Source organism: Fluviicoccus keumensis, assembly GCF_004217445.1.
Taxonomy (GTDB): Bacteria; Pseudomonadota; Gammaproteobacteria; order Pseudomonadales; family Moraxellaceae; genus Fluviicoccus; species Fluviicoccus keumensis.
The window spans coordinates 177571-200855 of sequence record NZ_SHKX01000012.1; the positions used below are offsets into that span (position 1 = coordinate 177571).

Annotated in this window: 21 protein-coding genes and 1 pseudogene; 7 read left to right on the top strand and 15 right to left on the bottom strand. The window is 60.4% G+C overall.

Annotation, left to right across the window (positions count from 1 at the left end; all coding sequences use genetic code 11):
- Nucleotides 1-61 precede the first annotated feature (61 nt).
- A complete protein-coding gene (locus tag EV700_RS08950; RefSeq protein ID WP_130412911.1) occupies nt 62-1159 on the top strand; it encodes a hypothetical protein in 1098 nt (365 codons plus the stop codon).
- Nucleotides 1160-1193: 34 nt separating this feature from the next.
- Here EV700_RS08950 and EV700_RS17305 read toward each other — a convergent pair whose 3' ends face one another.
- The 6 genes from EV700_RS17305 to EV700_RS08980 all read right to left on the bottom strand — a co-directional run bounded on the left by EV700_RS17305 (nt 1194) and on the right by EV700_RS08980 (nt 7736).
- Nucleotides 1194-1268, bottom strand: a complete 75-nt coding sequence (locus tag EV700_RS17305) for a hypothetical protein (protein WP_130413650.1) — start codon at nt 1266-1268, stop codon at nt 1194-1196.
- 61 nt (nt 1269-1329) lie between these two features.
- Nucleotides 1330-1545: a hypothetical protein gene (locus EV700_RS08960; protein ID WP_130412913.1), complete on the bottom strand. Its 216-nt coding sequence runs from the start codon at nt 1543-1545 to the stop codon at nt 1330-1332.
- Between the two features lie 550 nt (nt 1546-2095).
- The gene (locus EV700_RS08965; RefSeq protein WP_130412915.1) at nt 2096-4066 is read right to left on the bottom strand and encodes an acetyl/propionyl/methylcrotonyl-CoA carboxylase subunit alpha; all 1971 of its coding nucleotides are present in this window, start codon (nt 4064-4066) and stop codon (nt 2096-2098) included.
- Nucleotides 4063-4842 carry an enoyl-CoA hydratase-related protein gene (locus tag EV700_RS08970; RefSeq protein WP_130412917.1) on the bottom strand — a complete coding sequence of 260 codons (780 nt, stop codon included), beginning with the start codon at nt 4840-4842 and terminating at the stop codon, nt 4063-4065. Before EV700_RS08970 ends, EV700_RS08965 begins: the two co-directional genes overlap by 4 nt.
- 9 nt (nt 4843-4851) lie before the next feature.
- Nucleotides 4852-6462: a carboxyl transferase domain-containing protein gene (locus tag EV700_RS08975; protein WP_130412919.1), complete on the bottom strand. Its 1611-nt coding sequence runs from the start codon at nt 6460-6462 to the stop codon at nt 4852-4854.
- 113 nt (nt 6463-6575) lie between these two features.
- Nucleotides 6576-7736, bottom strand: a complete 1161-nt coding sequence (locus tag EV700_RS08980) for an isovaleryl-CoA dehydrogenase (protein ID WP_130412921.1) — start codon at nt 7734-7736, stop codon at nt 6576-6578.
- Between the two features lie 184 nt (nt 7737-7920).
- On the opposite strand from EV700_RS08980, the gene EV700_RS08985 reads away from it, so the two are divergent.
- The 3 genes from EV700_RS08985 to EV700_RS08995 all read left to right on the top strand — a co-directional run bounded on the left by EV700_RS08985 (nt 7921) and on the right by EV700_RS08995 (nt 9879).
- Complete coding sequence (locus EV700_RS08985) at nt 7921-8595, top strand: NAD-dependent epimerase/dehydratase family protein (protein ID WP_130412923.1); 675 nt, start codon at nt 7921-7923, stop codon at nt 8593-8595.
- 11 nt (nt 8596-8606) lie between these two features.
- Nucleotides 8607-9098 (top strand): ribonuclease E activity regulator RraA, encoded by a 492-nt coding sequence (gene rraA, locus EV700_RS08990; protein ID WP_130412925.1) that lies wholly within the window; start codon nt 8607-8609, stop codon nt 9096-9098.
- Between the two features lie 118 nt (nt 9099-9216).
- On the top strand, nt 9217-9879 hold the full coding sequence (locus tag EV700_RS08995) for a hypothetical protein (protein WP_130412927.1): 663 nt from the start codon (nt 9217-9219) through the stop codon (nt 9877-9879).
- 106 nt (nt 9880-9985) lie between these two features.
- Here EV700_RS08995 and EV700_RS09000 read toward each other — a convergent pair whose 3' ends face one another.
- The 4 genes from EV700_RS09000 to EV700_RS09015 form a co-directional block, all read right to left on the bottom strand.
- Nucleotides 9986-10600, bottom strand: a complete 615-nt coding sequence (locus EV700_RS09000) for a 1-acyl-sn-glycerol-3-phosphate acyltransferase (protein WP_130412929.1) — start codon at nt 10598-10600, stop codon at nt 9986-9988.
- Between the two features lie 20 nt (nt 10601-10620).
- Nucleotides 10621-11820 carry a serine hydrolase domain-containing protein gene (locus EV700_RS09005; RefSeq protein WP_130412931.1) on the bottom strand — a complete coding sequence of 400 codons (1200 nt, stop codon included), beginning with the start codon at nt 11818-11820 and terminating at the stop codon, nt 10621-10623.
- A 196-nt stretch (nt 11821-12016) separates the two neighbouring features.
- Entirely contained in the window at nt 12017-12883 is an 867-nt protein-coding gene (locus EV700_RS09010) for a MaoC family dehydratase (RefSeq protein WP_207224625.1), read from the bottom strand.
- A gap of 144 nt (nt 12884-13027) precedes the next feature.
- Nucleotides 13028-14419: a 3-oxoacyl-ACP reductase gene (locus EV700_RS09015; protein WP_130412933.1), complete on the bottom strand. Its 1392-nt coding sequence runs from the start codon at nt 14417-14419 to the stop codon at nt 13028-13030.
- A gap of 285 nt (nt 14420-14704) precedes the next feature.
- On the opposite strand from EV700_RS09015, the pseudogene EV700_RS09020 reads away from it, so the two are divergent.
- Together EV700_RS09020 and EV700_RS09025 are read left to right on the top strand one after the other, a co-directional pair.
- Nucleotides 14705-15985 (top strand): annotated as a pseudogene (locus EV700_RS09020) (acetyl-CoA C-acetyltransferase); the annotation flags it as partial.
- 154 nt (nt 15986-16139) lie between these two features.
- Nucleotides 16140-16787 (top strand): hypothetical protein, encoded by a 648-nt coding sequence (locus EV700_RS09025; RefSeq protein ID WP_130412937.1) that lies wholly within the window; start codon nt 16140-16142, stop codon nt 16785-16787.
- Nucleotides 16788-16797: 10 nt separating this feature from the next.
- On the opposite strand, the gene EV700_RS09030 is transcribed toward EV700_RS09025, so the two are convergent.
- The 5 genes from EV700_RS09030 to EV700_RS09050 all read right to left on the bottom strand — a co-directional run bounded on the left by EV700_RS09030 (nt 16798) and on the right by EV700_RS09050 (nt 22127).
- Nucleotides 16798-17997 carry a phosphatidylinositol-specific phospholipase C domain-containing protein gene (locus tag EV700_RS09030; protein WP_130412939.1) on the bottom strand — a complete coding sequence of 400 codons (1200 nt, stop codon included), beginning with the start codon at nt 17995-17997 and terminating at the stop codon, nt 16798-16800.
- Nucleotides 17998-18267: 270 nt separating this feature from the next.
- A complete protein-coding gene (locus tag EV700_RS09035) occupies nt 18268-18843 on the bottom strand; it encodes a TerD family protein (RefSeq protein WP_130412941.1) in 576 nt (191 codons plus the stop codon).
- Nucleotides 18844-18879: 36 nt separating this feature from the next.
- Nucleotides 18880-20106, bottom strand: a complete 1227-nt coding sequence (locus tag EV700_RS09040; protein WP_130412943.1) for a toxic anion resistance protein — start codon at nt 20104-20106, stop codon at nt 18880-18882.
- A complete protein-coding gene (locus tag EV700_RS09045) occupies nt 20103-21179 on the bottom strand; it encodes a toxic anion resistance protein (protein ID WP_130412945.1) in 1077 nt (358 codons plus the stop codon). The genes EV700_RS09040 and EV700_RS09045 overlap by 4 nt, the downstream gene beginning before the upstream one ends.
- 21 nt (nt 21180-21200) lie before the next feature.
- A complete protein-coding gene (locus EV700_RS09050; RefSeq protein WP_130412947.1) occupies nt 21201-22127 on the bottom strand; it encodes a lysophospholipid acyltransferase family protein in 927 nt (308 codons plus the stop codon).
- A 145-nt stretch (nt 22128-22272) separates the two neighbouring features.
- On the opposite strand from EV700_RS09050, the gene EV700_RS09055 reads away from it, so the two are divergent.
- Nucleotides 22273-22887 carry a MiaE family protein gene (locus EV700_RS09055; protein WP_130412949.1) on the top strand — a complete coding sequence of 205 codons (615 nt, stop codon included), beginning with the start codon at nt 22273-22275 and terminating at the stop codon, nt 22885-22887.
- The last annotated feature ends 398 nt before the right edge of the window (nt 22888-23285 follow it).

Sequence of the window (23285 nt, forward strand, 5' to 3'; positions counted from 1 at the left end):
CATTATCGGATACGATTTGCCCACATCATCAAATCATAAAAAAGCAGGAAAGGCAGAACACATGAGCACAGCCATAGCCAAAATTGACATCTGGGATCCGGCGGTTCTGGGCCAGCCCAAGTCGTTTGCAAAGATACTGGACACTGCACGAGACCATGACGAATCCGAAGGCCAGCCCACGCCGTTGCTGCTGGAGTTTGCCCGCCAGGTGCAGGCGCATGCCGTGGCCAATCCGGATGAGTTTCCGAATTATCTCGATTTTGTGGATTGGGTGCAGGGCCGGGAGTTGGCCATTCTGTCACTGGAGGTTACCTACCGGGGTGACTACGAGTCGATGGTTGTTTTTCTGGTGGAAACGGCCAGCCATTTGGGGCTGGTGGTGTTGCTGGAAGACTGGATGATGGCGTGGCTGCCCGGCGGGCAGGTGCTGCCCAAGACAAAGGCGGGTGATTGGGATGAGTTGAAGCGGTTGGTGAATACGGATGATCCGGAGCAGCCGCGGACGTTGAAGAAGTTTCGGAGTCTGGTGGAGCCGACTTTACTGCCCTTATTGGCAAGGGAAGGTTTTAAATTGGATGAAACACGATGCAAGCCGGACGATATGTATCTAATTTACAGTCGTGAAGTTGAAGGTGTATCGGAAAAGCAATCAATTGGCCTTTCTTATGGAGATCTTCGAGGGTGTTTTTTTACCAGGCTAAGTGTAGAGATTTTTAGTGAAAAAGTCTGGAGTATTTATCAGGAATTTGATTTTTCAAAAATTTCTGAGCGAGTTTTCCATGCTAACGTCGATGCATTTTTTGCTAGTTCTACCGAATGGTATAAAGGGATGAGTATTAAGGAGAAGATTCTAGAACAAAAACGGCAACTGGAAGAAGGTATTCTCCCTGTGGTTAATATGGCAAAAAAGATTCAGGGTTTGGATTATTTGATGAATGCGCCTGATACCCGGTTGGGTAAAAAGCTCAGAAGTTTTTTCTATTTGCCTCACTGTGCCATTGTGGCTTGGCTGGCGGGTAACCCTCGCTTTGATGAATTGGTTGTGGAATTAGATGCTGCGAAGCTTATGGGAGGCGGGGCTAATAGAATGCCTATGATGCAGGGTGAATTCCAGAAACTGGTTCAGTATCTTAACGATGAGGTTGAACCATTGGTTTGAGGGCTAGCAAAAGGGGTCAGACACGATTTCCATGCTATTGCGTGCGCGCTTCGTCAATCAGCACGCTGTCGGCTTCATCCACAATGACCACATGCAGGCCACACAGCAATCATGAAAAAGCCGGAAGGAGTCCGGCTTTCGGGTATAGCGGGAAAGTTGAAACGATGCCGTCAGGAGCCGGTCGCCCGCTGCGGGAAGCGCAATACAATCAGGTTGGAAGAGGAGGGGAGACCCGTCGTCTTGACGTTATCCCAGTCCTGGCCGCAGTCCAGGCAGGTAAAGGCGGTCAGGCCAACCCGCACCAGGCGCACTTCCTTCTTGCTGGAATCACAGCGTGGGCAGCAGTCGGAGAACTTCTCGGAACAGTAGTTGTTAGGGCAAAGCACATGTTCCGTATTGTTGCCGATCTGTCTCAGGAAGAACCCGCAATGGGGGCACGCACGCGTTGTTATAATCATATTTGCTTCACCGTTTTGTGTGGTTGAGCGTGTCTGTGAGGGCAGTATAAGAAAGAATTCCGGAATAGTCCTTTCTGAATTCATGACAAAACGCTTGAAGGCAACCAAGTCCTTGAACCATCGTGAATTTCCCCCCGCCGAGACTTTGTAACCAAATGTCCGTGGCCCGTATTGACCAGTATGTGTCAAATTGTTACGAGTGCGAATCTATAGAAATTAGTGGCTTACCGTCAATAGCTGATAAACGACATCAAATTTACGGGGTACATGAGGGTAGTGAACCCCCTGAAGGCAGGCGCGCCAAGGGGTTGGTGAATTCTGAAACAAATTTAAATGAATTCGCGAAGTCGCTTTAAGTCAAAAACGCGGGATTCTGGCGGCCAAATACCATTGGTCTTCCGACGAACGGCAGGTGAACAGGCAAGAAAAAGCCCGGCGCAGGGCCGGGCTTCGGGGTGACGCGGCAGGGGGAACCGGTTTATTCGATGGCCAGCAGCACCTGGCCGTCCTGCACCAGGTCGCCGGTGCTGACGCGTACTTCCGACAGCACGCAGTCCTCCTTGGCGGTGATGCGGTGTTCCATCTTCATCGCTTCCATCACTACCAGCGCCTCGCCTTTCTTCACCGACTGACCGGCGGAGACCAGCACGGCGGTGATGCGGCCGGTCATCGGTGCGCGATATCCCGCATGACAGTCATCCGCGCCCTTGGCGTGCTTCCACGGCTCCACCAGGCTGCATTGCCACAGGAAGCCTTCGTGGGTCAGCTGCAGGCCGTGGTGGTCGATGGTGACGTTGAAGGCGACGCGGTTGCGGTCATCCTGCCACACGAACTGTTCCTCGAACTCCGAGAAGCTGAAGCAGCCTTCCTGTTCACCCTTACGCCAGTGGAAGCCGTCGGCGGTCGGGGTCAGGTCCAGCTCACACACTTCATCGTTGAGGTTGAGGCGCAGGTGGGTATGGTTATCGCCGCACAGCCGCCAGCTGGCCAGCCCGGCCCAGGGCGAGGCATCGCCGCGCTGCGCGGTGGCGGATTGCTGCTGCGTGAAGAACCAGGCCGCCGCCGTCAGCAGCGCCGCGTGGTGATGCGGGCTCTGGCGGTTCAGCAAATCGTCGTGACGCTGGATCAGGAAAGCGGTATCCAGCTGCCCGGCGATGAAGTCCGGATGCGACAGCACGCGTTGCAGGTAGCTCAGGTTGTGGCGCAGGCCGCTGACGCGCATCCCGGCCAGCGTCTGCACCAGCCGGGTGATGGCCAGCTCGCGGGTTTCGCCCCAGGCGATCACCTTGGCCAGCATCGGGTCATAGTACGGGGAAATCTCGTCGCCGCTCTGGAAGCCGGTATCGACGCGCTGCCAGTCCGCGCCCTGCGGGTAGCTGAAGCGGGTCAGGCGGCCGATCTGCGGCAGGAAGTCATGCGCCGGGTCTTCGGCGTAGAGACGCACTTCCACGGCGCAACCGTTCGGTTTCAGGTCGTTCTGGCTGAAGGGCAGCGGCTCGCCGCTGGCGATGCGCAGTTGCCATTCCACCAGATCCAGGCCGCTGATCATTTCCGTGACCGGATGTTCCACTTGAAGACGGGTGTTCATCTCCATGAAATAAAAGGCATTGTTGGCGACGAGAAACTCGATGGTTCCGGCGTTGCTGTAGCCGATGGCCTTGGCGGCCTGCACGGCGGCCTCGCCCATGGCGCGACGCAGTTCCGGTGATAGATCGGGTGCTGGCGCCTCTTCCACCACCTTCTGGTGACGGCGTTGCAGCGAGCAGTCGCGGTCAAACAGGTAAACACAGTTGCCATGCTTGTCGGCCAGCACCTGCACTTCCACATGGCGCGGCTTCACCAGCAGCTTTTCCACCAGCAGGCGGCTGTCGCCAAAGCTGCTCAGGCCTTCGCGCTGCGCGGCCTGGATCGCTTCCTTTAGTTCTTCCTGGGCATGCACGGCGCGCATGCCCTTGCCGCCGCCGCCCGCTGATGCCTTCAGCAAGACCGGCAGGCCGATTTCCAGCGACTTGGCGACCAGCGTCGCTTCATCCTGCGCTTCGCCGTGATAACCGGGAATCAGCGGCACCCCGGCCTGCTGCATCAGCGACTTGGCCTGTGACTTGCCGCCCATCGCGGCAATGGCGCTGGCCGACGGGCCGATGAAGGTCAGCCCGGCCTCGGCGACGGCGGCGGCGAAACTGCTGTTCTCGGACAGGAAGCCGTAGCCGGGATGGATGGCGTCCGCGCCGCACTGTTTGGCCACGTCGATGATCTTGTCGGCGCGCAGGTAGCTTTCGCGGGTCGGCGCGGGGCCGATGCAATAGGCTTCATCCGCCATTTGCACATGACGGGCGCGGGCGTCCGCCGTGGAGTACACCGCCACCGTGCGCACGCCCAGCTTGCGGGCGGTGCGGATGACGCGACAGGCGATTTCGCCGCGATTGGCGATCAGCAGTTTCTTGATCATGGTGTCGGAATCCAGTTGGCGGGGCGCTTGTCGAGGAAGGCTTTCAGTCCTTCCTGCCCTTCAGCGCCGGCGCGCAGGGTGGCGATCAGGTGGGTGGTATAGTCGCGGATTTCGGGGGTGCTGGCTTCGGCGACGCGATGGATCAGCTGCTTGCAGGCGGCCAAGGCCACCGGGCCGTTGGCCAGCAGAGCATTGACCAGCGTGTCGGCTTCGTCATCCAGCACTTCCGGGGCCACCACTTGCTGCACCAGCCCGGTCTGGCAGGCGGTGTCGGCGCTGAAGCGCTCGGCGGTGAGGAAATAGCGCTGCGCCTGACGCGCGCCCATCGCGGCGATCACGTAGGGGCTGATCACGGCGGGGGCCAGCCCCAGCTTCACTTCCGACAGGCAGAAGCTGGCGCTGGTGCTGGCGATGGCGATATCGCAGCAGCTGACCAGCCCGACGCCGCCGCCAAAGGCGGGGCCTTGCACCACGGCCACGGTCGGAGCCGGGAAGCGGTAGATGCGTTCCATCAGCTCGGCTAAAGCCTGAGAGTCGCGCAGGTTGTCGTCAAAGTCGTATTGCGCGACGCGCTTCATCCAGTTCAGGTCGGCCCCGGCGGAAAAGCTCTTGCCGTTGGAGCGCAGTACCAGCACCCGCACGGCGGGATCGGCGGCGTAATGGGTCAGCACGCGGTTCAGCTCGGCGATCAGGGTGTCGTCGAAGGCGTTGTGCAGTTGCGGGCGGTCCAGACAGAGGGTGGCGACGCCGCGTGAATCCAGTTCATGTTGGAGCATCTCGTCACCTCACATCCGGAACACGCCGAACTTCGTGTCTTCAATCGGCGCGTTCAACGACGCCGAAATCGCCAGCCCCAGCACATCGCGGGTTTGCGCCGGGTCGATTACGCCGTCATCCCACAAGCGCGCGCTGGCGTAGTAGGGGTGCGATTCCCGCGCATACTTGTCGACGTAAGGCTGCTTGAACTCCGCTTCCTGCTCCGGCGTCCAGTGCACGCCGCGCTTGGCCATCGCCGCCTTCTTCACGTCGGTCAGCACCCCGGCGGCCTGTTCGCCGCCCATCACCGCGATGCGGGCGTTCGGCCACATGAACATGAAGCGCGGGCTGTAGGCGCGGCCGCACATGCCATAGTTGCCGGCCCCGTAGGAACCGCCGATCACCACCGTGAACTTCGGCACCTTGGCGCAGGCCACGGCCATCACCATCTTCGCGCCGTTCTTGGCGATGCCGCCTTCTTCATATTTCTTGCCGACCATGAAGCCGGTAATGTTTTGCAGGAACACCAGCGGAATGCCGCGCTGGCTGCACAACTCGACAAAATGCGCGCCTTTCAGCGCCGATTCGCTGAACAAGACGCCATTATTGGCGACGATGCCCACCGGATAGCCCCACAGGTGCGCAAAGCCGCAGACCAGCGTCGGGCCGTAAAGCGGCTTGAACTCGTCAAAGGCAGAATCGTCCACCAGCCGGGCGATGATCTCGCGCACATCAAAAGGCTGGCGCGGGTCCTTGGGAATGATGCCGTACAGTTCTTCCGCCGAAAAACGGGGAGCGACCGGCGCGCGCATGGCCAGTTGTTCCGGCTTGCGGCGGTTCAGGTGCGAAATGGCGGCGCGGGCGAGGGCGAGGGCATGCTCGTCATTGTCGGCCAGCTGGTCGGTGACGCCGGAAATGCGCGCGTGCAACTCGCCGCCGCCCAGATCCTCGGCGCTGACGATTTCCCCGGTCGCCGCCTTCACCAGCGGCGGTCCGGCCAGGAAGATGGTGCCCTGGTTCTTGACGATGATCGCCTCGTCCGCCATCGCCGGTACATACGCGCCGCCGGCGGTGCAGGAACCCATCACCACCGCGATCTGCGGAATGTTCTGCGCCGACAGGTTGGCCTGATTGAAGAAGATACGCCCGAAATGCTGCTCGTCCGGGAACACCTCGTCCTGACGCGGCAGGTTCGCGCCGCCGGAATCGACCAGATAGATGCAGGGCAGATGGTTTTCCTCGGCGATCTTCTGCGCGCGCAGATGCTTCTTCACCGTCAGCGGATAGTAGGAACCGCCCTTCACGGTTGCGTCGTTGGCGGCAATGATGCACTCAATGCCCGCCACCCGGCCGATACCAGCCACCAGCCCGGCGGCCGGTACATCCTCATCGCCATAGACCTCGAAGGCCGCCAGCGGCGACAGTTCCAGGAACGGCGAGCCGGGGTCGAGCAGGGTATTGATGCGTTCACGCGCGGTCAGCTTGCCGCGTGACTTGTGGCGCTTCACGGCCTCATCACCGCCGCCTTGGGCGATGTAGGCGAGCTTGGCTTTCAGGTCATCTACCAGCGCGCGCAGGGCGGCGGCGTTTTCCTGGAAACCGGGGCTGTGGGGGTTCAGCTGCGTGGAAAGGATGGGCATGGCGGAATACCGGATCATTTGACGATTTGTAGGGGCGCACGGCGTGCGCCCTCGCGAACAAACAGACAGCGTTTTGGGGCTGACAGGGCGCACGCAGTGCGCCCCTACGACACTCAGGCCGTTTCCTTGAACAATTCCCGTCCGATCAGCATACGCCGGATTTCCGAGGTGCCCGCGCCGATTTCATAAAGCTTGGCGTCGCGCAGCAGGCGGCCGGTGGCGCAGTCGTTCATGTAGCCGTTGCCGCCCAGGATCTGGATGGCGTCCAGCGCCATCTGCGTGGCGTTTTCGGCGGTATAGAGGATAACGGCGGCGGCGTCCTTGCGGGCGGTTTCCTGACGGTCGCAGGCTTGCGCCACGGCGTACAGGTAGGCGCGGGAGGCGTTCAGCTTGGTGTACATGTCCGCCACCTTGCCCTGGATCAGCTGGAACTCGCCGATGGCCTGGCCGAACTGCTTGCGCTCGTGGATGTAGGGCACCACGATGTCCATGCAGGCCTGCATCACGCCAATGGGACCGCCGGACAGGACCACGCGTTCGTAATCCAGCCCGCTCATCAGCACCTTCACGCCACCGTTCAGACGACCCAGGATGTTTTCTTCCGGCACGAACACATCATTGAACACCAGCTCGCAGGTGTTAGAGCCGCGCATGCCCAGCTTGTCCAGCTTCGGCGAACGGCTGAAACCCTTCCAGTCACGTTCCACGATGAAGGCGGTCATGCCGTGCGGACCGGCGGCGAGGTCGGTCTTGGCATAGATGACATAGGTACTGGCATCGGGGCCGTTGGTGATCCACATCTTGGTGCCATTCAGCACATAGCCGCCGTCGGCCTTGTCGGCGCGGAGCTTCATGCTGACCACGTCGGAACCGGCGGTGGACTCGGACATCGCCAGCGCGCCCACGTGCTCGCCGCTGATCAGCTTCGGCAGGTATTTGGCGCGCTGCTCGTCAGTACCGTTGCGGAAAATCTGGTTGATGCACAGGTTGGAGTGCGCCCCGTAAGACAGGCCCACCGAGGCGGAGGCGCGAGAGATTTCCTCAATGGCCAGCACATGCGCCAGATAGCCCATGTTGACGCCGCCGAACTCCTCGGACACGGTCATGCCATGCAGACCCAGCGCGCCCATCTTCTGCCACAGGTCCATGGGGAACTGGTTGCTGGAGTCGATCTCCGCCGCACGGGGCGCGATTTCCGCTTGGGCGAACTGGCGCACGGTATCGCGCAGCTGGTTGAGGGTGTCGTCAAAACCGAAATTCATGCCTGTGTACATGGTCAGTATCCTGTGTAACGAAGGGGGCTATCTGCATGGGTCGGGATCATACCAAGCAAATGCTTGCTTTGCTAGACGGATCGCGCCACGGGCCTGAATCATCAGCCTTCTAGAAGACTATTGCGAAATCCGCGTCAGAGGTCATAATCCAACCCTTCCTTTGGCTGTTTTACAGGGCATCTCCATGAGCGGAAAAACCGCGATTCTGATAGGAGCCACAGGACTCGTAGGGAAACAGGTTCTGGAAAAACTGCTGGCCTTGCCGGTGTACGACAAGGTGATTGCGGTCAGCCGCAAGCCGGTAACGCCGCACCCGAAATTGCAAAACCTGGTGGTGGATTTCGACCATCTGGCCGCCTCGATCGTGAACCTGCATGCCGACGACGCTTTCTGCTGCCTGGGCACCACGTTGAAACAGGCCGGAAGCAAGAGCGAGTTTCACAAGGTGGATTTCGGTTATAACCTGGAGTTCGCCCATGCCATGCGACAGAACGGCTGCACGCATTTCCTGCTGATCTCGGCGCTGGGCGCGTTTCCCAAGTCGCTGGTGTTCTATAGCCGTGTGAAGGGTTTGCTGGAAAAGGATATCACCACGCTGGAATTCCCGCGTTTAAGCATTTTCCGGCCTTCGCTGTTGTTGGGCGAACGCGGGGAAAACCGTCTGGGTGAAAACCTGGCCGCCAAGCTGATGCCGCTGGTGGAACCCTTTTTGCGCGGGCCGTTGCGCACCGTGCAACCCATTCGCGGCGAGCAGGTGGCCTCGGCGATGGTGGCGGTGGCCAATCTGCCCGCCCCGGAAGAGAACCCTGCTGTTTATTACTACGATGACATGCTGGCGGCGTCGGCCGCTTTTGCCTGATGGAGTGAATCATGGTGGATTACGTTACCCCCGACCTGTGCGATGCCTATCCCGATGTGCGCGTGATGACGCCGATGTTCCGCAATTACGGGGGGCGCAAGTCCTTTGGCGGTCAGGCGGTGACGGTGAAGTGTTTCGAGGACAATTCGCGGGTGAAGGAACTGCTGGCGACGCCGGGCAAAGGCAAGGTGCTGGTGGTGGACGGCGGCGGTTCGCTGCGTTGCGCGCTGCTGGGTGACCTGATTGCGGCCAGTGCGGTGAAGCATGAGTGGGAAGGGGTGATCATTTACGGTTGCGTGCGCGATGTGGATGCGCTGGCGCAGCTGGACCTGGGGGTGCAGGCGATCAATTCGATGCCGATGAAGAGCACGCGGCGGGGGATTGGCGAGACGGGGATCCGGTTGTCGTTTGGCGGGGTGATTATTGAGGATGGGGATTTCATCTACGCGGATAATAACGGGGTGATTGTGGCGGATCAGAAGTTGGAGATGCCGGCGGCTTGAGGTCGGGCTTCGTTTTGGATGGATTTCATTATCAACCGGGTTTTCCGCAAATTCGGTTGGTTAAAGTGATGAAACAGAGAATATAGCAAACTTTTTCTTGTTTTCAGAGGATGAAAATATGGCGATTCATAGAAATATTATATTTTTTGCATGCTCGGATTCGGATAGGCGTGACAGGGTTGTTTTATCTATGTATCGGGTCGATCTATTGACCGCTCAAGGCTTACGTACAATTGATTATGAGGGGCAGCCAGAGGATATATGGTTTATTTCGCATTCAAGGAATGATTGGCTTGGTCGGGCCGTAAGCTATTATATGGATTATTTTCAGGGCTTTCAGTCTCTGAGTTTTCTCAGGCAATTGTATTGTTCAGAGGGTGATTATAATCAGGCATTCGGAGAATGTTGTCGGATAGAAAAATTTAATGATGAGCAGATTGCCGAGGTTATAAAAAGCATAGATTTATTTTTCGATGCTATCTTGAATGAAAAATTAGAACCCATCAGCGACTTGATGGCGGTTGAAATATGGATTGGTAAAAAGTCTGAAGAATTGGTGGCGAATATTAGGAGTGCAGCCTCTAAGGTAATGGAGAGAGTAATTACTGAGAAGGAACTGGATAGTGAATGGAGTGGATTTCCGGACTTCTTTATTTTCCTTAAGTTGGTCAGACAATATTTTGAAAATGCAAGGCAAGAGGGTAAGTGTATTGGATATATGAGCAATTCGCCGGGAGAACCTCCTCGTCCAATTGAAGGAAGTTTGATGATAAGGATGTAGTCAGCAAGTAGATTGGACCGATGCAGGAAACTCAAGGTTATGCCCTCTGCAAAAGCCCTCTACTGGATTTCGTAACTTAACCTCGCCAACGAAACAGACAAACCCGTTATTTCCCCTGAATCTCCTTCAACGGCTCCGACAACCTTTCCGGAATCCGCGGATAAACCTCCTTGAACATCGCAATGATCTTCGGAATATCCGCCTCGATATCCCCGGTCGGATCAAACCGGCCCAGAAAAATCACCTGCTTCTTCCGGTAATCAAAGCCCGTCATCATCACCGGCACCCCGGCCTCCAGCGCAATCCGCATGAAGCCCGATTTCCATTGCTTCGCACTATGCCGCGTCCCCTCCGGCGCAATGCCCATGATCAGCTTGTCCGTTTCGCGGAACTTCCGCGCAGACACGCCCACCAGGTTCTTCGCGTCTTCCCGGTTCACCGGCGAGAAACCCAAACCATGCAGCAACGGCCCGAACGGCCACACGAACACGGTGTGCTTCACCATCATCGTGATGTCCAGCCCGATGGCCCAGGTCGCCGCCAGTGCAATGTAGGCATCGAAATTCGAGGTGTGGGGCACCACCACCATCACCGCCTTGGGTACGTTCGGGAAATCGCCGACCACGCGCCAGCCGATGGCTTTCAACATGGCCGCGCCGACCGTCTTCGAGAACAGGTTGCCGCGTTGCGGCACCCGGTCGCCCAATGTGTACATGGCCATGTCGTGAGTTCCTCGCGGTATCAGCTTTCCACGCACTGTATCACAGCGGTATTGATGCGCATGATGCGCAGGTCGCCCATCGGCGAGCCGCTGCCGGTATTCACGGTATACGCTACCGCCAGATCACGTGACGGGTCGGCCCAGGCACCGGAGCCGCCGTAGCCGAAATGCCCGAAGGCGTGCGGGGTTTTCGGCCAGGTGGTGAAGATGCGGTGGTAGCCCAGTCGCCAGTTCATCGCCATCGGCACCACGTCGCCGCGCTGGCGGTTGTGCACGCGGGTGGCTTCGGCCAGTCGCTGCGCCGACAGCAGGCGCACGCCGTCCAGTTCGCCGCCGTTGGCCAGCGCGGCATAGATGCGCGCCAGCGAGCGGGCGGTGAAGACGCCGTTGGCGCCGGGGATGCAGGCCTGCAGGCTTTCCGGTTCGTCCAGGTAGAAACGGCTCATGCCGCGCGGTATCAGCGCGTCGGCGGAAGTGGTGTCGTCAAAGCCGGTCAGGGCGAGGGCGTTGCTGATCAGTTTTTGTCGCCAAACGGCCACCTTGGACGGCGGTTTGGGATTCGGGTTGTAACGGGCCGCGCCGATGACCTCGGCGCAGCGCGGCAGCTCGCTGTCGGGCACGCCGATATAGCAGCCGTCCAGTTCCAGCGGTTGCACCAGCTTTTCATCCAGCAGCGCGGCCAGCGGGCGGCCGGTGGCTTTCTCGATCAGGCCGCCGACAATCCAGCCATACGTCAGGGCGTGATAGCCGACGCGCTCACCGGGGGCGTGGTAAGGTTTGGCGGCGGCAATTACTTCCAGCATGTGAGGCCAGTCCAGCATTTCGCGGGCGTTCTGGATCATCTGGCGGATGTGGTACAGCCCGGATTCGTGCGTCATCACGTGGCGCAGAGTGATGCCGTGCTTGCCGTTGGCGGCGAATTCCGGCCACCAGCGGGCAATGGGGGTGTCGTAGGACAGCACGCCTTCATCCACCAGCATGTGCGCCAGCGTGCTGAGCACGCCCTTGGTGGTGGAATAGCTGATGCTCATGGTGTCCGCCTGCCACGGCGTTCCGGCCTTGTCGCGCACGCCGCTCCAGATATCCACCACCGGCACGCCGCGATGGTAAACCGTCAGCGCCTGACCGCCCTTGCGCGGCGATTTCGGCAGTTGCTGCAGGAAGACGTCGGCCAGGGGTTCGAAGTTGGACTCGTAGCGGCCGTGGATGGTGTAGGTCATGAGTGTGAGCCTGTTGTTATGGGGTGACGCCCTCCTGCAAGGCAGGGGGGGCAGGCCCGGGAGGGCCGGGGGGTTGCAGGCGGTGGATGTAACATGACCTGAGTACGGAGAACGTGTTCAGGCGACCGCCCTTGACCCCCCTGGCCCCTTCGGGCCTCCCCCCTGCGTTGCAGGAGGGTATAGCTGTTTTCCGAGCTTACAGAGCGGTAATCGTTCCCGCCAGATGCGGTTTGCCGCTGCGGGCATCCGCCAGGGAGAACAACGCGCCCTTGCCGTTGGGGATCGACTGGAAGGCGACCTTGGCGGGCAGCAGCACCGGCAGCTTGAACTGAACGTCCACCGTGAAGGCGTCGGGCAGGCGGCCGTCATAGGCGGCCAGGCTGCGCGCCTTGGTCCACATGCCGTGGGCGATGGCGCGCGGGAAGCCGAACAGCTTGGCGGTGAAGTTGTAGAGGTGGATCGGATTGCGGTCGCCGGACACCGCGCCGTATTGACGGCCGATGTCGCCGGGAATGTCCCAGATGGCGTTGAAATCCGGTTTGGCGTTGGACTTGGCTTCGGCCGGTTTCTCGCTCTTGCCCGCACCGCCGCCGGAGGCCTGGCGGCGCAGGTAGACGCTTTCTTCCGTCCACACCAGTTCGTTGCCGACATAAACCTTGCCGATCAGCGCGAACTGCACGCCCTTGTCATGCGGCTTCAGGGCGCCGAATTCGCAGGTGACATTGACCATTTCGGCCGCATTGACCGGACGGTGCTGGGTGATGCGGTTGGCGATGTGCACCAGTCCCAGCAGCGCGAAGGGGAAGGATTCATCGGCCATCATCGCCATCTGCAGTGGAAACACCAGCATGTGCAGGTAGGTGGCGGGCAGCACGTCGCTTTGACCGAAGCCGCAGACGGCGTTGTAGGCCGCCAGGTGCTGGCGGTCGATGCCGACGGCGCTGAGGCTGGCCTTCAGGTCCGGCAGGTCACCGCCCTTCTTGGCCTTGTAGCTGTTGATCAAGGCCTTGGGGTACAGGGACAGGCCGGAGGGGAGTTTCTGGAAACTGAGGGTGGTCATCATTTGGCCCCGTAACAGGTGGGTCGTAGGGGCGCATTGCGTGCGCCCTTTGGGGGTGAACATACTGTCATAAGCGGGAGAGGGATGGTGTTCGTTGCAGAGGGCGCACGCCGTGCGCCCTCTGCAGGGTCCCTCCGGTTCCGGACATCAAGCCCCGATCAGGCTCTGGCCGCAGACGCGCACCACGTTGCCGCTCAGACCGGCGGAGGCGGGGCTGGCGTACCAGGCGATGGTCTCGGCGACGTCAACCGGCAGACCGCCTTGCGACATCGAGTTCATGCGGCGGCCGGCTTCGCGGATGGCGAAGGGGATGGCGGCAGTCATGGCGGTTTCGATGAAGCCCGGCGCCACGGCGTTGATGGTCACGCCCTTGTCCTTCAGCACGGGAACCATGGACTGCACCATGCCGATGACACCGGCCTTGGAGACAGCGTAGTTGGTCTGGCCCATGTTGCCGGCGATGCCGCTGATGGACGAGACGCAAATGACGCGGCCGTTGGCGTTCAGCACGTTGTTGGCCAGCAGGGCGTCATTGATGCGCTCTTCGCTGGACAAGTTGATGTTCAGCACCAGGCCCCATTGCTGCGGGGTCATGTTGGCCAGGGTCTTGTCGCGGGTGACGCCGGCGTTGTGGACGATGATGTCCAGGCCCTTGCCCTTGAAGTGGTCGACAATCTTCTGCGGCGCTTCGGCGGAGGTGATGTCCAGACCCAGCACGGAACCGCCGATGCGGGCGGCGACGCGTTGCAGGTCGGCTTCCTGAGCGGGAATGTCCAGGCAGACCACGTGCGCGCCGTCACGGGCCAGCACGTCGGCAATGGCTTCACCGATGCCGCGGCTGGCGCCGGTCACCAGCGCGGTCTTGCCGGCCAGCGGCTTCGACCAGTCAATGGCGGGCTTGGTGTCGCTGGGGGAAACGCGCACCACCTGGGCGGACACATAGGCCGACTTGGCGGACAGGAAGAAACGCACGGTGGATTCAATCTGGTCTTCCGCGCCCGGCGCGACATACACGACCTGCGAGGTCATGCCCTTCTTGAATTCCTTGCCGATGGCGCGGGTCAGGCCTTCCAGCGCGCGCTGGGCGGTAGCGTGCTTCGGGCAGGCGCACAGCTCGGGGGTACGGCCCAGCACCAGCACGCGGCCGCTGTTCAGCAGCTGGCGGGCGATCGGGTGGAAGAAGTTGTACAGCTCGACCAGCTGGTCGCTGTTCATGATGCCGGTGGCGTCGAACACGTAGGCCTTGAACTTCTGGCCCTTGTCTTCGTTGTACATGCGCAGGTTCAGGCCGGCGTCGGCGGCGGCGCGATGCACGTGGTCCTGGGCGCCCGCGTAGGCTTCGGCGTGAATGTTCTTCAGCACGTGGGACAGGGGAGCAACCAGTTCACCGCCGGGGGCGGCGCCCAGCAGCACCGGGCCGTTCACCAGCGGTTTGGAGGGGTCGAAACGGTCCAGGGCCAACGGAGCGGGCAGGCCGAGGTTGCGGATCAGCATACGGCCGAGGGCGGAATTCGCAAATACTTGATAACGGTCACTCATGACGTTCCCCTGGTAGTGGACAATTGAACGGTGCGCCCCGGCGGGTGGGGCTTTTGCGGCGGGAGACTAGACCAAAACACCGGTTTTGGCGAGAGTCCGCGATCAAGCCGACGGCCAAAATTGATGCCGTTGGTCAGCTTTCGCCACTTTGACGGGTGAAGACTAGCAAAAGCCCCTCGTGGCCGCATTTGCCTTGTGGCAGACTACGCCCCGCGCCGCAGCCAATGCCCTTTTGTATCAGCATTGTTAAGCTGGCATGGTAGAAAAATCCCGGAGGATGTTATGACTGTTCGTCGTGTCGCAATTATTGGTGGTAACCGCATTCCCTTCGCCCGTTCCAACGGCGCTTACGTCAACGTGTCCAACCAGGACATGCTGGTCGCCGCCCTGAACGGCCTGATCGAGCGCTTCAACCTGCAAGGCAAGCGCATGGGTGAAGTGGTTGCCGGCGCCGTGCTCAAGCACAGCCGCGACTTCAACCTGACCCGGGAAGCCGTGCTCAGCACCTCGCTGGCCCCGGAAACCTCGGCCTATGACATCCAGCAAGCCTGCGGCACCGGCCTGGAAGCCGCCATCCTCGTCGCCAACAAGATCGCCCTCGGCCAGATCGACTGCGGCATCGCCGGTGGTGTCGATACTACCTCCGACGCGCCCCTGGGCGTCAACGACAAGCTGCGCAAGATCCTGCTGGAACTCAACCGCGCCAAGACCACGCAAGAGCGTCTGAAGATCGCCCTGAAGATTCGTCCCAAGCACCTGATGCCGGAACAGCCGCGCAACGGCGAGCCGCGCACCGGCCTGTCCATGGGCGACCACTGCGCCGTCACCGCGAAGGAATGGAACATTTCCCGCGAAGAGCAGGACCAGCTGGCCTTCAACAGCCACAAGAACATGGCCGCCGCCTACGAGCGCGGTTTCTTCAACGACCTGATCACGCCGTTCCAGGGCCTCAGCCGCGACAACAACATGCGTCCTGAAATCTCCCTGGAAAAGCTGGCCACCCTGAAGCCCTGCTTCGGCAAGGGTGAAGGCGCCACCATGACGCCCGCCAACTCCACACCGCTGACCGACGGCGCTTCCGTGGTGCTGCTGGCCTCGGAAGAGTGGGCCGCCGCCAACAACCTGCCGGTGCTGGCGTTCCTGACCTTCAGCGAAGTCGCCGCCATTGACTTCGTGCACAAGAAGGAAGGCCTGCTGATGGCTCCGGCCTATGCCGTGCCGCGCATGCTCGATCGTGCCGGTATCAAGTTGCAGGATTTCGATTTCTATGAAATCCATGAAGCTTTTGCCGCGCAGGTGCTGTCCACGCTGAAGGCCTGGGAAGATCCGGCGTTCTGCAAGGAACGTCTGGGCCTGAAGAAGCCGCTGGGCAAGATCGACCGCAGCAAGCTGAACGTCAACGGCTCCTCGCTGGCCGCCGGCCATCCGTTTGCCGCCACCGGCGGCCGCATCATCGCCACGCTGGCGAAGATGCTGAACGAGAAGGGCAGCGGTCGCGGCCTGATTTCCATCTGCGCGGCAGGTGGTCAGGGCGTTGTCGCCATCATCGAGAAGCCGGCCGCCTAAGTCGTCCGTTTTTCGCTGAAACGAAAAGCGGCCTGCGGGCCGCTTTTTTTATGACGGTCGCCGGACGCATCAAATTTGCAGACGGGTAGCGCATTTTTGCCGTCGTTTGCAGCTAAGATTCAGGCATAACTCCGAAATAACAATGAAATCGACGATGGCTATGGAAAACCGGATCGAAATACTCAAGGCGGATGTCCAGCAAAAGGTCGGCCGCAACATCATCCTGTTCCAGCAGGTGGAGGCCATGCTCAATTTTCTGGCGGCCTATGGCGAGTTCTCGCCGCGCACCAATGAAGAAGCCCAATTTGAGGATTTACGGAAACGACTGCTGATCACCCTGGCCGGATATCGCCAGGAGCTCATGCTTGAATTTCTGGCCCGTTGCCAGCTATCGTCCGCCGACAGTCTGCTACAGGCCGTGGTTTATCTGGACGGTCAGATGGATCGTCTGCTGCCGGAAGTCGAACGCTTGCAGACGCTGGTGAAGAACCAGCAAGCGGCGATGAAGGAGTGGGCCGCCATTCTGGATGGAAAACCGATTGAAGAATTGCTGAGCCAGCATGAAACCCTGATCCGGGTGCTGGACGATTACGCCCGCATGGCGACGGGGGAAGGGCGATGGGTGCCGGTGTTCGACGTGTCCCACCGCCTGTCGAAGTCGATGCCGCAGGAGATGTCGGCGCTGGAAGCCACGTACGGTTCCCGCAACCTGCTCAGCCTGATCCGCGCCTGCGGCAAGTTTGAAGTCAATGCCCGCGCCACCGACAGCCGGCCCGAATACTGGTTCCGGCTGAAGGCCTAGCGCTTCCGGATCAGGGAATGATCCAGTTTCCTTCCGTGGCGATGTCGTTGTGCTTCAGCCACACCGTGCTGACGCCGTTCTTCGCCGCCTTCAGCTTCTCGTTGTCGAGGCTGTTGGTCGGCACGTCAAACACATAACCGTTGCCCAGCAGGGCGCAGGCCGCCGCGCCGCCGCTCCAGGTGCCGGTCTGGCCGGTAATGGCCCAGTTGTTGGTGCCGGGCTGGTGGCAGGCATAGGCATAGCTGTTGCTGCACTCGGTGTCGTCCCAGCGGCCGTTGCCCCATTGCACGGCGCAATCCTGGTTGCCGTTGTAGTTGTTCGGTTCGCCCACATCCCAGCTCCAGACCGCTGCGGCCAAGCGTCCGTCCGTATTGGTGAACTGGTCCAGGTTGACGATGTTGCCGCCGGTCTTGAAGGCGGTGGTGACATCGGCGGCGGTGATACGGTCCACGCCGCCGTTCAGCAGGCCGTTGATGTAGCCGATCATGGTGCCGTCTTCCCAGATGCGGTCGACATTGCCCAGGCTGGTGTAAGCCAGCGACGCCAGGCTGCCGTTGCTGGAACAGCCGCCATCCTTCCACAGCACCACTTGCTTGCCCGCCTGACGCACCTGCTGCTTGGTCAGCGTATCGGGAATGGCCTTGCAGCCGCCGCTGCTGTAAATCTTCCCGCCCAGCTTGTCGTTCAACACCTTCAGCAGTTCCGACTGGTGGCCGTCGGTGTGGTCCTCGATGTAGAGGATGATCACTTCATTGCTGTTCTGGTCCAGCCAGTTGCGCACTTCCTGCATGCCGTCGCGCACGAAGCGGTCGGTCAGGCTGCAACCCAGATGCCAGCTGCCCATGCTGGCGCCGATGCCGGAGTGGCACAGCAGCAGGTCGTTGCCCCATTGCCAGGGCCAGCCGTTGGTGTGCGCGGTCCAGTGTGCATCCAGCTCGATGAAGCGTGCGCCCAGACGCAGTTGGTCGTAAATCGAGAATTTCTGTTGCGGGTCCAGATAGCTGTCGGCATCGCGGTAAACCGCGGAGTTATAGCTGTTGTGTGTGCCGATGATGTTGTTGTCCTTCAGCGGCGAAGCGATGTCCAGCTTGCGTTGCATGGCGTTGGCCTTGCCCACCCAGCTGTTGTTGTAATCGGAAATGCTGTCGGCAACGGCGGCGGAGCCGATCATCAGGCCCAGCAGGCCGGCAATGGCGGTCATTTTTTGCATGAGAGTCCCCTCATTCAAACGGATTATTGTGGTGTGTGTCACAAAGCGTGCTGTGAATCTTAAACTTCGCCTGTTTTTCGCACAGGACAGCGGCGGACAAAAATCGGGATAACTCCGGCCAGCCGATGACCGGCAGCCGCATCGACTCCGCAAAAAACCGGCGGATGGTGGCGGGAAAACCAGCGGAAGAATTGTGAAAAGGCGACGAGGGGATAAACGGTCAGCGGGGAAAACGGGAGCCGGATTGACCGGCTCCCGGCAGGGATCGGCTTACTGGTAGCCGCCCACGAAATCGCCCAGGTCGAGGCGGTAGCCTGCGCCCACGGCCTTGAACGACCATTCGCCGTTCTGGCGGAAGAACGAGCCGAATTGCACGGCGGTTTCCTGCGAGAACATTTCATCCAGATCGTATTCCGCCACCACACGGCCGGTGGCATCGTCATACAGGCGGATATAGGCGTTCTGGATCTGGCCGAAGTTCTGGCCGCGCGCCACCGCGTCATGGATGGTAACGATGAAGGAAATCTCGCGGGCATCGGCATGGATCTTGTCCAGGCTGACGCGGATGGTTTCATCATCGCCGCCCGCATCGCCGGTGCGGTTGTCGCCGGAGTGGATGACGCTGCCATCCGGTGACTGCTTGTTGTTGTAGAACACGAAATATTCGTCGGCAATCAGCTTCGGCTCGTTGGCCGCGTTCAGCCGGCAGATGAACACCGAGGCATCCAGGTCAAAGTCGCCACCGCCGCTGCGCTTGTCCCAGCCCAGCCCGACGCGGATGTTGCGCAGCGCGGGTTCGGTCTTGGTCAGGTTGATGCCGTCGCCTTTCTTCAGGTTGATAGCCATCAGGGTCTCCTTATCAGAAAATGGGGTATCCGGGGCTTAGCCGCCGTTCATGCGCTGGATCAGTTCCGCCTTCATTTCTTCCATGCGTCCGGCGGCCTGCTGCCGTGACTGCTCGCCGTCGCGCTGGATCTGTTCCACTTCTTCCATGGTCGAAATCAGCGTCTGCTGCACGTGTTCCAGGGTCTCGATATCGACCACCGAGCGCTGGTTGGCGCGGGCGGTATTGATCGAGTTCTGGCGCAGCAGGTCGGCGTTGCGGCGCATCAGTTCGTTGGTGGTGTCGTCGATCTTTTGGGTCAGCTCCACCGCCTGTTGCTGCTCCATCAGCGCGATGGCCAGCGTGAACTGTTTCTTCCAGCTGGGAATGGTCAGCTCCTGCAAATTGCGGAACTTGTCGATCAGGATGCGGTTGTTCGACTGCACCATGCGGATCATCGGCGCGGTCTGCACCGCCACCATCTGCATGGTGCGCAGGTCGTGCACACGCTTGTCGAGGCGGGTGATCAGGTCTTGCAGGTCGGCCAGCTGCTGCGCTTCCATCGGGTCGCTGGCGGCCGGGGCGGCCTGACGCTGCGCCAGCTCCTGCCGCAGTTCCTCCAGCTTGATTTCACCTACCAGGATGTTGCAGTCCAGATTGTGGTATTCCTCGACATTGAAGTCATAAACCTGGTCGAGGTCGCGGATGCGGGTATCGAGCCGGGTTTGCGACATCCTGATTTCGCCGACCAGCTTTTCCATCTGTTTGCTGAGCGTGTCGTATTTGCCCAGCAGCTTTTCCTTGCCCATGCGGAAGGAGTCGATCAACCCGCCGATCAGCGGAATCTTCGAGCCGGAGCCGCTGTTCTTCACCAGCGCCTGCACATTGATGCCCTTGGCCAGCAGCACCACTTCCTGCAACTTCTCGCCCAGCCCGTCCATATCCTTGGTCTTGACCTGCGTCAGCAGCTTGTCGGAGTACTGGACAATCTTTTCCCCGGCGCGCGCGCCAAGCTGGTGCACGGCGTTGGTCTGTTTTGGATCGAAGGACTGCGCCATGCGCGCCACTTCCTGCCGCAACCTGTCGACATCGGTGCCGGCCTGCTGCAGACGCTCGCGATTGCGCTCGAACACCACATCAATGGCGGCCACGGCGGGGGCGGCCGATTCGACCACCATCGGCGGTGTCGCGGCGGAGGCGGCGACCGGCGGCAGGTTCACTGCGTCCGCCGCCGGAGCCGGATTAGCGGGCGCCGTCTGGAACGGGGAAACGGGCTTAAAGCTCATGGGATGTCCTTGTCAGCGTTGATGGCCTGCAGGCGTTCCTGCAAGGCCAATTGGGTGGATTCGAGCCTGGAATACAGCTCGGCCTGACTGTCGCCCGCCGAGGCGGAAAACAGCGCCATGACCTGCTGCCGCCAGGCCGGAATCACCAAGGTAATGGTTTCGTGGGTCTGGTCAATCAGCGAATGCGTGTTTTTTTGTTCCAGCCGCAGTTGGCTCATGCGCAGCAACACCGTGTGCCGCAACAGCGACAGGTTGTGCAGGCGGCGCTCGAAGCGGGCGAGGGCGTCCAGCCGGTCCTGATGCTGCTGGCGGGCGAAGAAGTCGCCCTCGACAGGATTTTCCTGTTCCAGCTGCCGCCGCTCGCGGGCGGCGCACAGCTGCCCGGCAACCATTTGCGTGGTGATGGCGCGGAATTGCAGCTCGTTCTTTTCCAGCAGGTCGACAAAGGCCTGCTGCGCCTTTTTCAGCAGCGCCAGCCGCTCCAGGCAACTGGCTGCAATGGCGGTGATCTCGTGCTCCAGCTGGCGGAAACCCTCGCGGTCGCTGACGCCGCGCGTGAACAGCGAGCGCAGGAAACCGCCCCCCGTGTTTTCCCGGAGCGCATCCAGGTTCACCTTGCGCGTCAGTTGCAGGATGGCTCCGAGATAATGACGGATTTGCGCCGGATACTGGCTTTGGGAAATTTCCGCCAGACGGTTGAGGATGTTGTCGGAAAACAGGCTGAGGTCGCCCCCAAATTCGCCGACATAGGTCGGGTCATCCAGCCGGATGCTGTCCTGCAGCAGCAGGATGCGGGAAATCTCGGCGTCAGCAAAGATGAAGTCATCCAGATTCAGCTCACGCACGGCGGCTTCCACCCCGGCGCGCTGCTCGGCGGTGACTTCGGCATGCACGGCGGGACGGAATACCGGCTTGGGCGGCGCGGCGTTTTCAGGTTGGACGGGCGGAACGGCAGTGGTGGTCTGACCCAGCTTGCGCGCTTCCAGCGAGGCAAACAGCGAACTGCCCGGCGCCGGTGCTGCCGGTTCCGGATCAGGTTTGCCGCTGTTCAGTTCGTGAAAGGTCTTGACCATCTGCCTGCCGGACTCCTGTGCTTACTGGTAGACATCCTTCAGCGTTTCGCACACCTTGAAGCGCTTATAGGACCACTGGTACTGCGTCGGGTCGCGGCGGATCAGGCTTTCCATGCTGTGATTCATGCCGCTGGCCGCCGTGAACAGATCCTGGCTGTAGATGTCGGGATGGGGCGCTTCAAAATAAATCTCGAAGCCTTCGCCGTTGGGCAGGCGTGTACAGGTCATGCCGACCACGGTGCAGCCGGTCTTCTGGATCAGGCGCGGGGTCAACGCCGTGCTCCAGGTGGAAATGCCGAAGAAGGGCGCGAACAGGCCGCCGTTCTGGTGCGGCACGTGGTCAGGCAGGATGATGGTGAAACCGCCGGTCTTCAGGCATTTCAGCATTTGCTTAACGCCGCGCTCATCGGTAGGCACCATCTGCGCGCTCAGGCGGCTGCGCGCCTCGCGCACGAAGGTATCCACCCCGCGGTCCTTGCCGGGTTTGTACATGATCACGGCGGGCGCATGCTGGTTCAACCAGGCGTTCATGAACTCCCAGGTGCCGTAGTGCGGCGTCAGCGCCAGCACGCCCTTGCCGGACTTTAGGGCGTCAAAGAACAGGTGGCCGTTGGTCACCTTCTGGATCTGCTCGATGCTGTAGGACGGCGGTTCGCCCCAGGTCTTGGCGAACTCCAGCGCCGTTTGCCCGGTCACGATCAGGTTCTGCTTCACCGTTTCCTCGATCCATTCGTCCGACTTCTCGGGAAAGCAGATTTTCAGGTTGCGGCGGATCACCCAGACGTTGTGGCCGGGAAACCACGAGGCGATGATGCCCAGCCAGCGGCCGATGCGTTGCAGGGTAGGCAGGGACAGGCGGCTGAAGCGGCGCAGCAGCCCCAGGATGATCTTGTCGCGCCGGGTCAGTTCGCCGGTCGCCTCGGGCAGTCGTTGTATGGTGGAAGACATAATCCGTCGGTATGGCCAGTTGGGCCGCTTCCGTGCAGGGCACGCGCGGCCATCATGAGAAGTATTTTGTCTAAGGATAAAGTAGCGGAGGGGCAACACCAAGACCGGCTTGCGTATAATTGCCGTTTATTGTCTGGAGAACTCCATGAATTTCATGCAGCCTGTCCGCGATTTCCTGGGATGCGCCACGCCGGACGCCTGGCTTCGTGAGGCCGTCAAGCAAATGCCGCTGCTGATGCAGGATCACGCCAACTGCGAGAAGAAGGCGGCCAGCACGGCCATGAACCTGATGTTCCGCTACAACGACCGCCGCGAGTTGCAGCACAAGCTGGCGCAGTTGGCGCGGGAAGAGTTGCTGCATTACGAACAGGTCATGGAGATGATGGAGAAGCGCGGCATGAGCTACCGGCCGGTGTCGGCAGGGCGCTATGCCTCGGGGCTGCGCAAGCATATCCGCACGTCCGAGCCGGGGCATCTGGTGGATGTGCTGATTGTGGGGGCCTTTGTCGAGGCGCGGTCCTGCGAGCGCTTTGAGGCGCTGGCGCCGTTGGTGGATGCGGAGCTGGGGCGTTATTACACCTTCCTGCTGAAGTCCGAGTCGCGGCACTTTGAGTACTATCTGGACTTGGCGAAGGAGTACAGTCCGGAGCCGATTGAGTCGCGGGTGGCGTTTTTCCGGGAGGTGGAGGCGGAGTTGATGACGACGCCGGATCCGGTTTTCAGGTTTCATAGCGGGGTGCCGATTGCGGAGGAAGGCTGACTTCCTTCGCTTGCAGCGTCCGCTGCTAAAGCATTGAGGCGGTCGTTAAATCTGGCCCTCCTTGCGGTAGTCGATTTCCCCAGTCACTTCCTCGCTGTCCTCAACCATTCCTCATGTTTGTGGTTACCCCCGCCCGGTCGAATCAGTCCGTGAAACCGGTGATGGGCCGGAATTACCGGCTATTAAGAATTCACGCCAATACACTTCTAAACCGTCAGAATTTCGCAAGTCTTTTGCTGACGAACGCTCATAAAATGGCGATCAGCGGCAGCGATGCCTGCTTTTCAAACAAAAATTAGTGTAATCACTCTAAAAGCCGTACCCCGACATACTCCGATAACAATGAATAAATGACACGTGTCAAAACCCACGTGAACTTCAACCGGAAGTAGAGGACA

Coding starts and splice junctions, on each gene's coding strand:
- EV700_RS09010 (WP_207224625.1), bottom strand. CDS start 12,883: ATGATGACCACCCTCAGTTTCCAGAAACTCCCCTCCGGCCTGTCCCTG.
- EV700_RS09045 (WP_130412945.1), bottom strand. CDS start 21,179: ATGGTCAAGACCTTTCACGAACTGAACAGCGGCAAACCTGATCCGGAA.
- EV700_RS09015 (WP_130412933.1), bottom strand. CDS start 14,419: ATGAGTGACCGTTATCAAGTATTTGCGAATTCCGCCCTCGGCCGTATG.
- rraA (WP_130412925.1), top strand. CDS start 8,607: ATGGTGGATTACGTTACCCCCGACCTGTGCGATGCCTATCCCGATGTG.
- EV700_RS08975 (WP_130412919.1), bottom strand. CDS start 6,462: ATGCCCATCCTTTCCACGCAGCTGAACCCCCACAGCCCCGGTTTCCAG.
- EV700_RS09050 (WP_130412947.1), bottom strand. CDS start 22,127: ATGTCTTCCACCATACAACGACTGCCCGAGGCGACCGGCGAACTGACC.
- EV700_RS09030 (WP_130412939.1), bottom strand. CDS start 17,997: ATGCAAAAAATGACCGCCATTGCCGGCCTGCTGGGCCTGATGATCGGC.
- EV700_RS08965 (WP_130412915.1), bottom strand. CDS start 4,066: ATGATCAAGAAACTGCTGATCGCCAATCGCGGCGAAATCGCCTGTCGC.
- EV700_RS09000 (WP_130412929.1), bottom strand. CDS start 10,600: ATGGCCATGTACACATTGGGCGACCGGGTGCCGCAACGCGGCAACCTG.
- EV700_RS09040 (WP_130412943.1), bottom strand. CDS start 20,106: ATGAGCTTTAAGCCCGTTTCCCCGTTCCAGACGGCGCCCGCTAATCCG.
- EV700_RS08995 (WP_130412927.1), top strand. CDS start 9,217: ATGGCGATTCATAGAAATATTATATTTTTTGCATGCTCGGATTCGGAT.
- EV700_RS08950 (WP_130412911.1), top strand. CDS start 62: ATGAGCACAGCCATAGCCAAAATTGACATCTGGGATCCGGCGGTTCTG.
- EV700_RS09035 (WP_130412941.1), bottom strand. CDS start 18,843: ATGGCTATCAACCTGAAGAAAGGCGACGGCATCAACCTGACCAAGACC.
- EV700_RS08980 (WP_130412921.1), bottom strand. CDS start 7,736: ATGTACACAGGCATGAATTTCGGTTTTGACGACACCCTCAACCAGCTG.
- EV700_RS09025 (WP_130412937.1), top strand. CDS start 16,140: ATGGCTATGGAAAACCGGATCGAAATACTCAAGGCGGATGTCCAGCAA.
- EV700_RS08985 (WP_130412923.1), top strand. CDS start 7,921: ATGAGCGGAAAAACCGCGATTCTGATAGGAGCCACAGGACTCGTAGGG.
- EV700_RS09005 (WP_130412931.1), bottom strand. CDS start 11,820: ATGACCTACACCATCCACGGCCGCTACGAGTCCAACTTCGAACCCCTG.
- EV700_RS08970 (WP_130412917.1), bottom strand. CDS start 4,842: ATGCTCCAACATGAACTGGATTCACGCGGCGTCGCCACCCTCTGTCTG.
- EV700_RS09055 (WP_130412949.1), top strand. CDS start 22,273: ATGAATTTCATGCAGCCTGTCCGCGATTTCCTGGGATGCGCCACGCCG.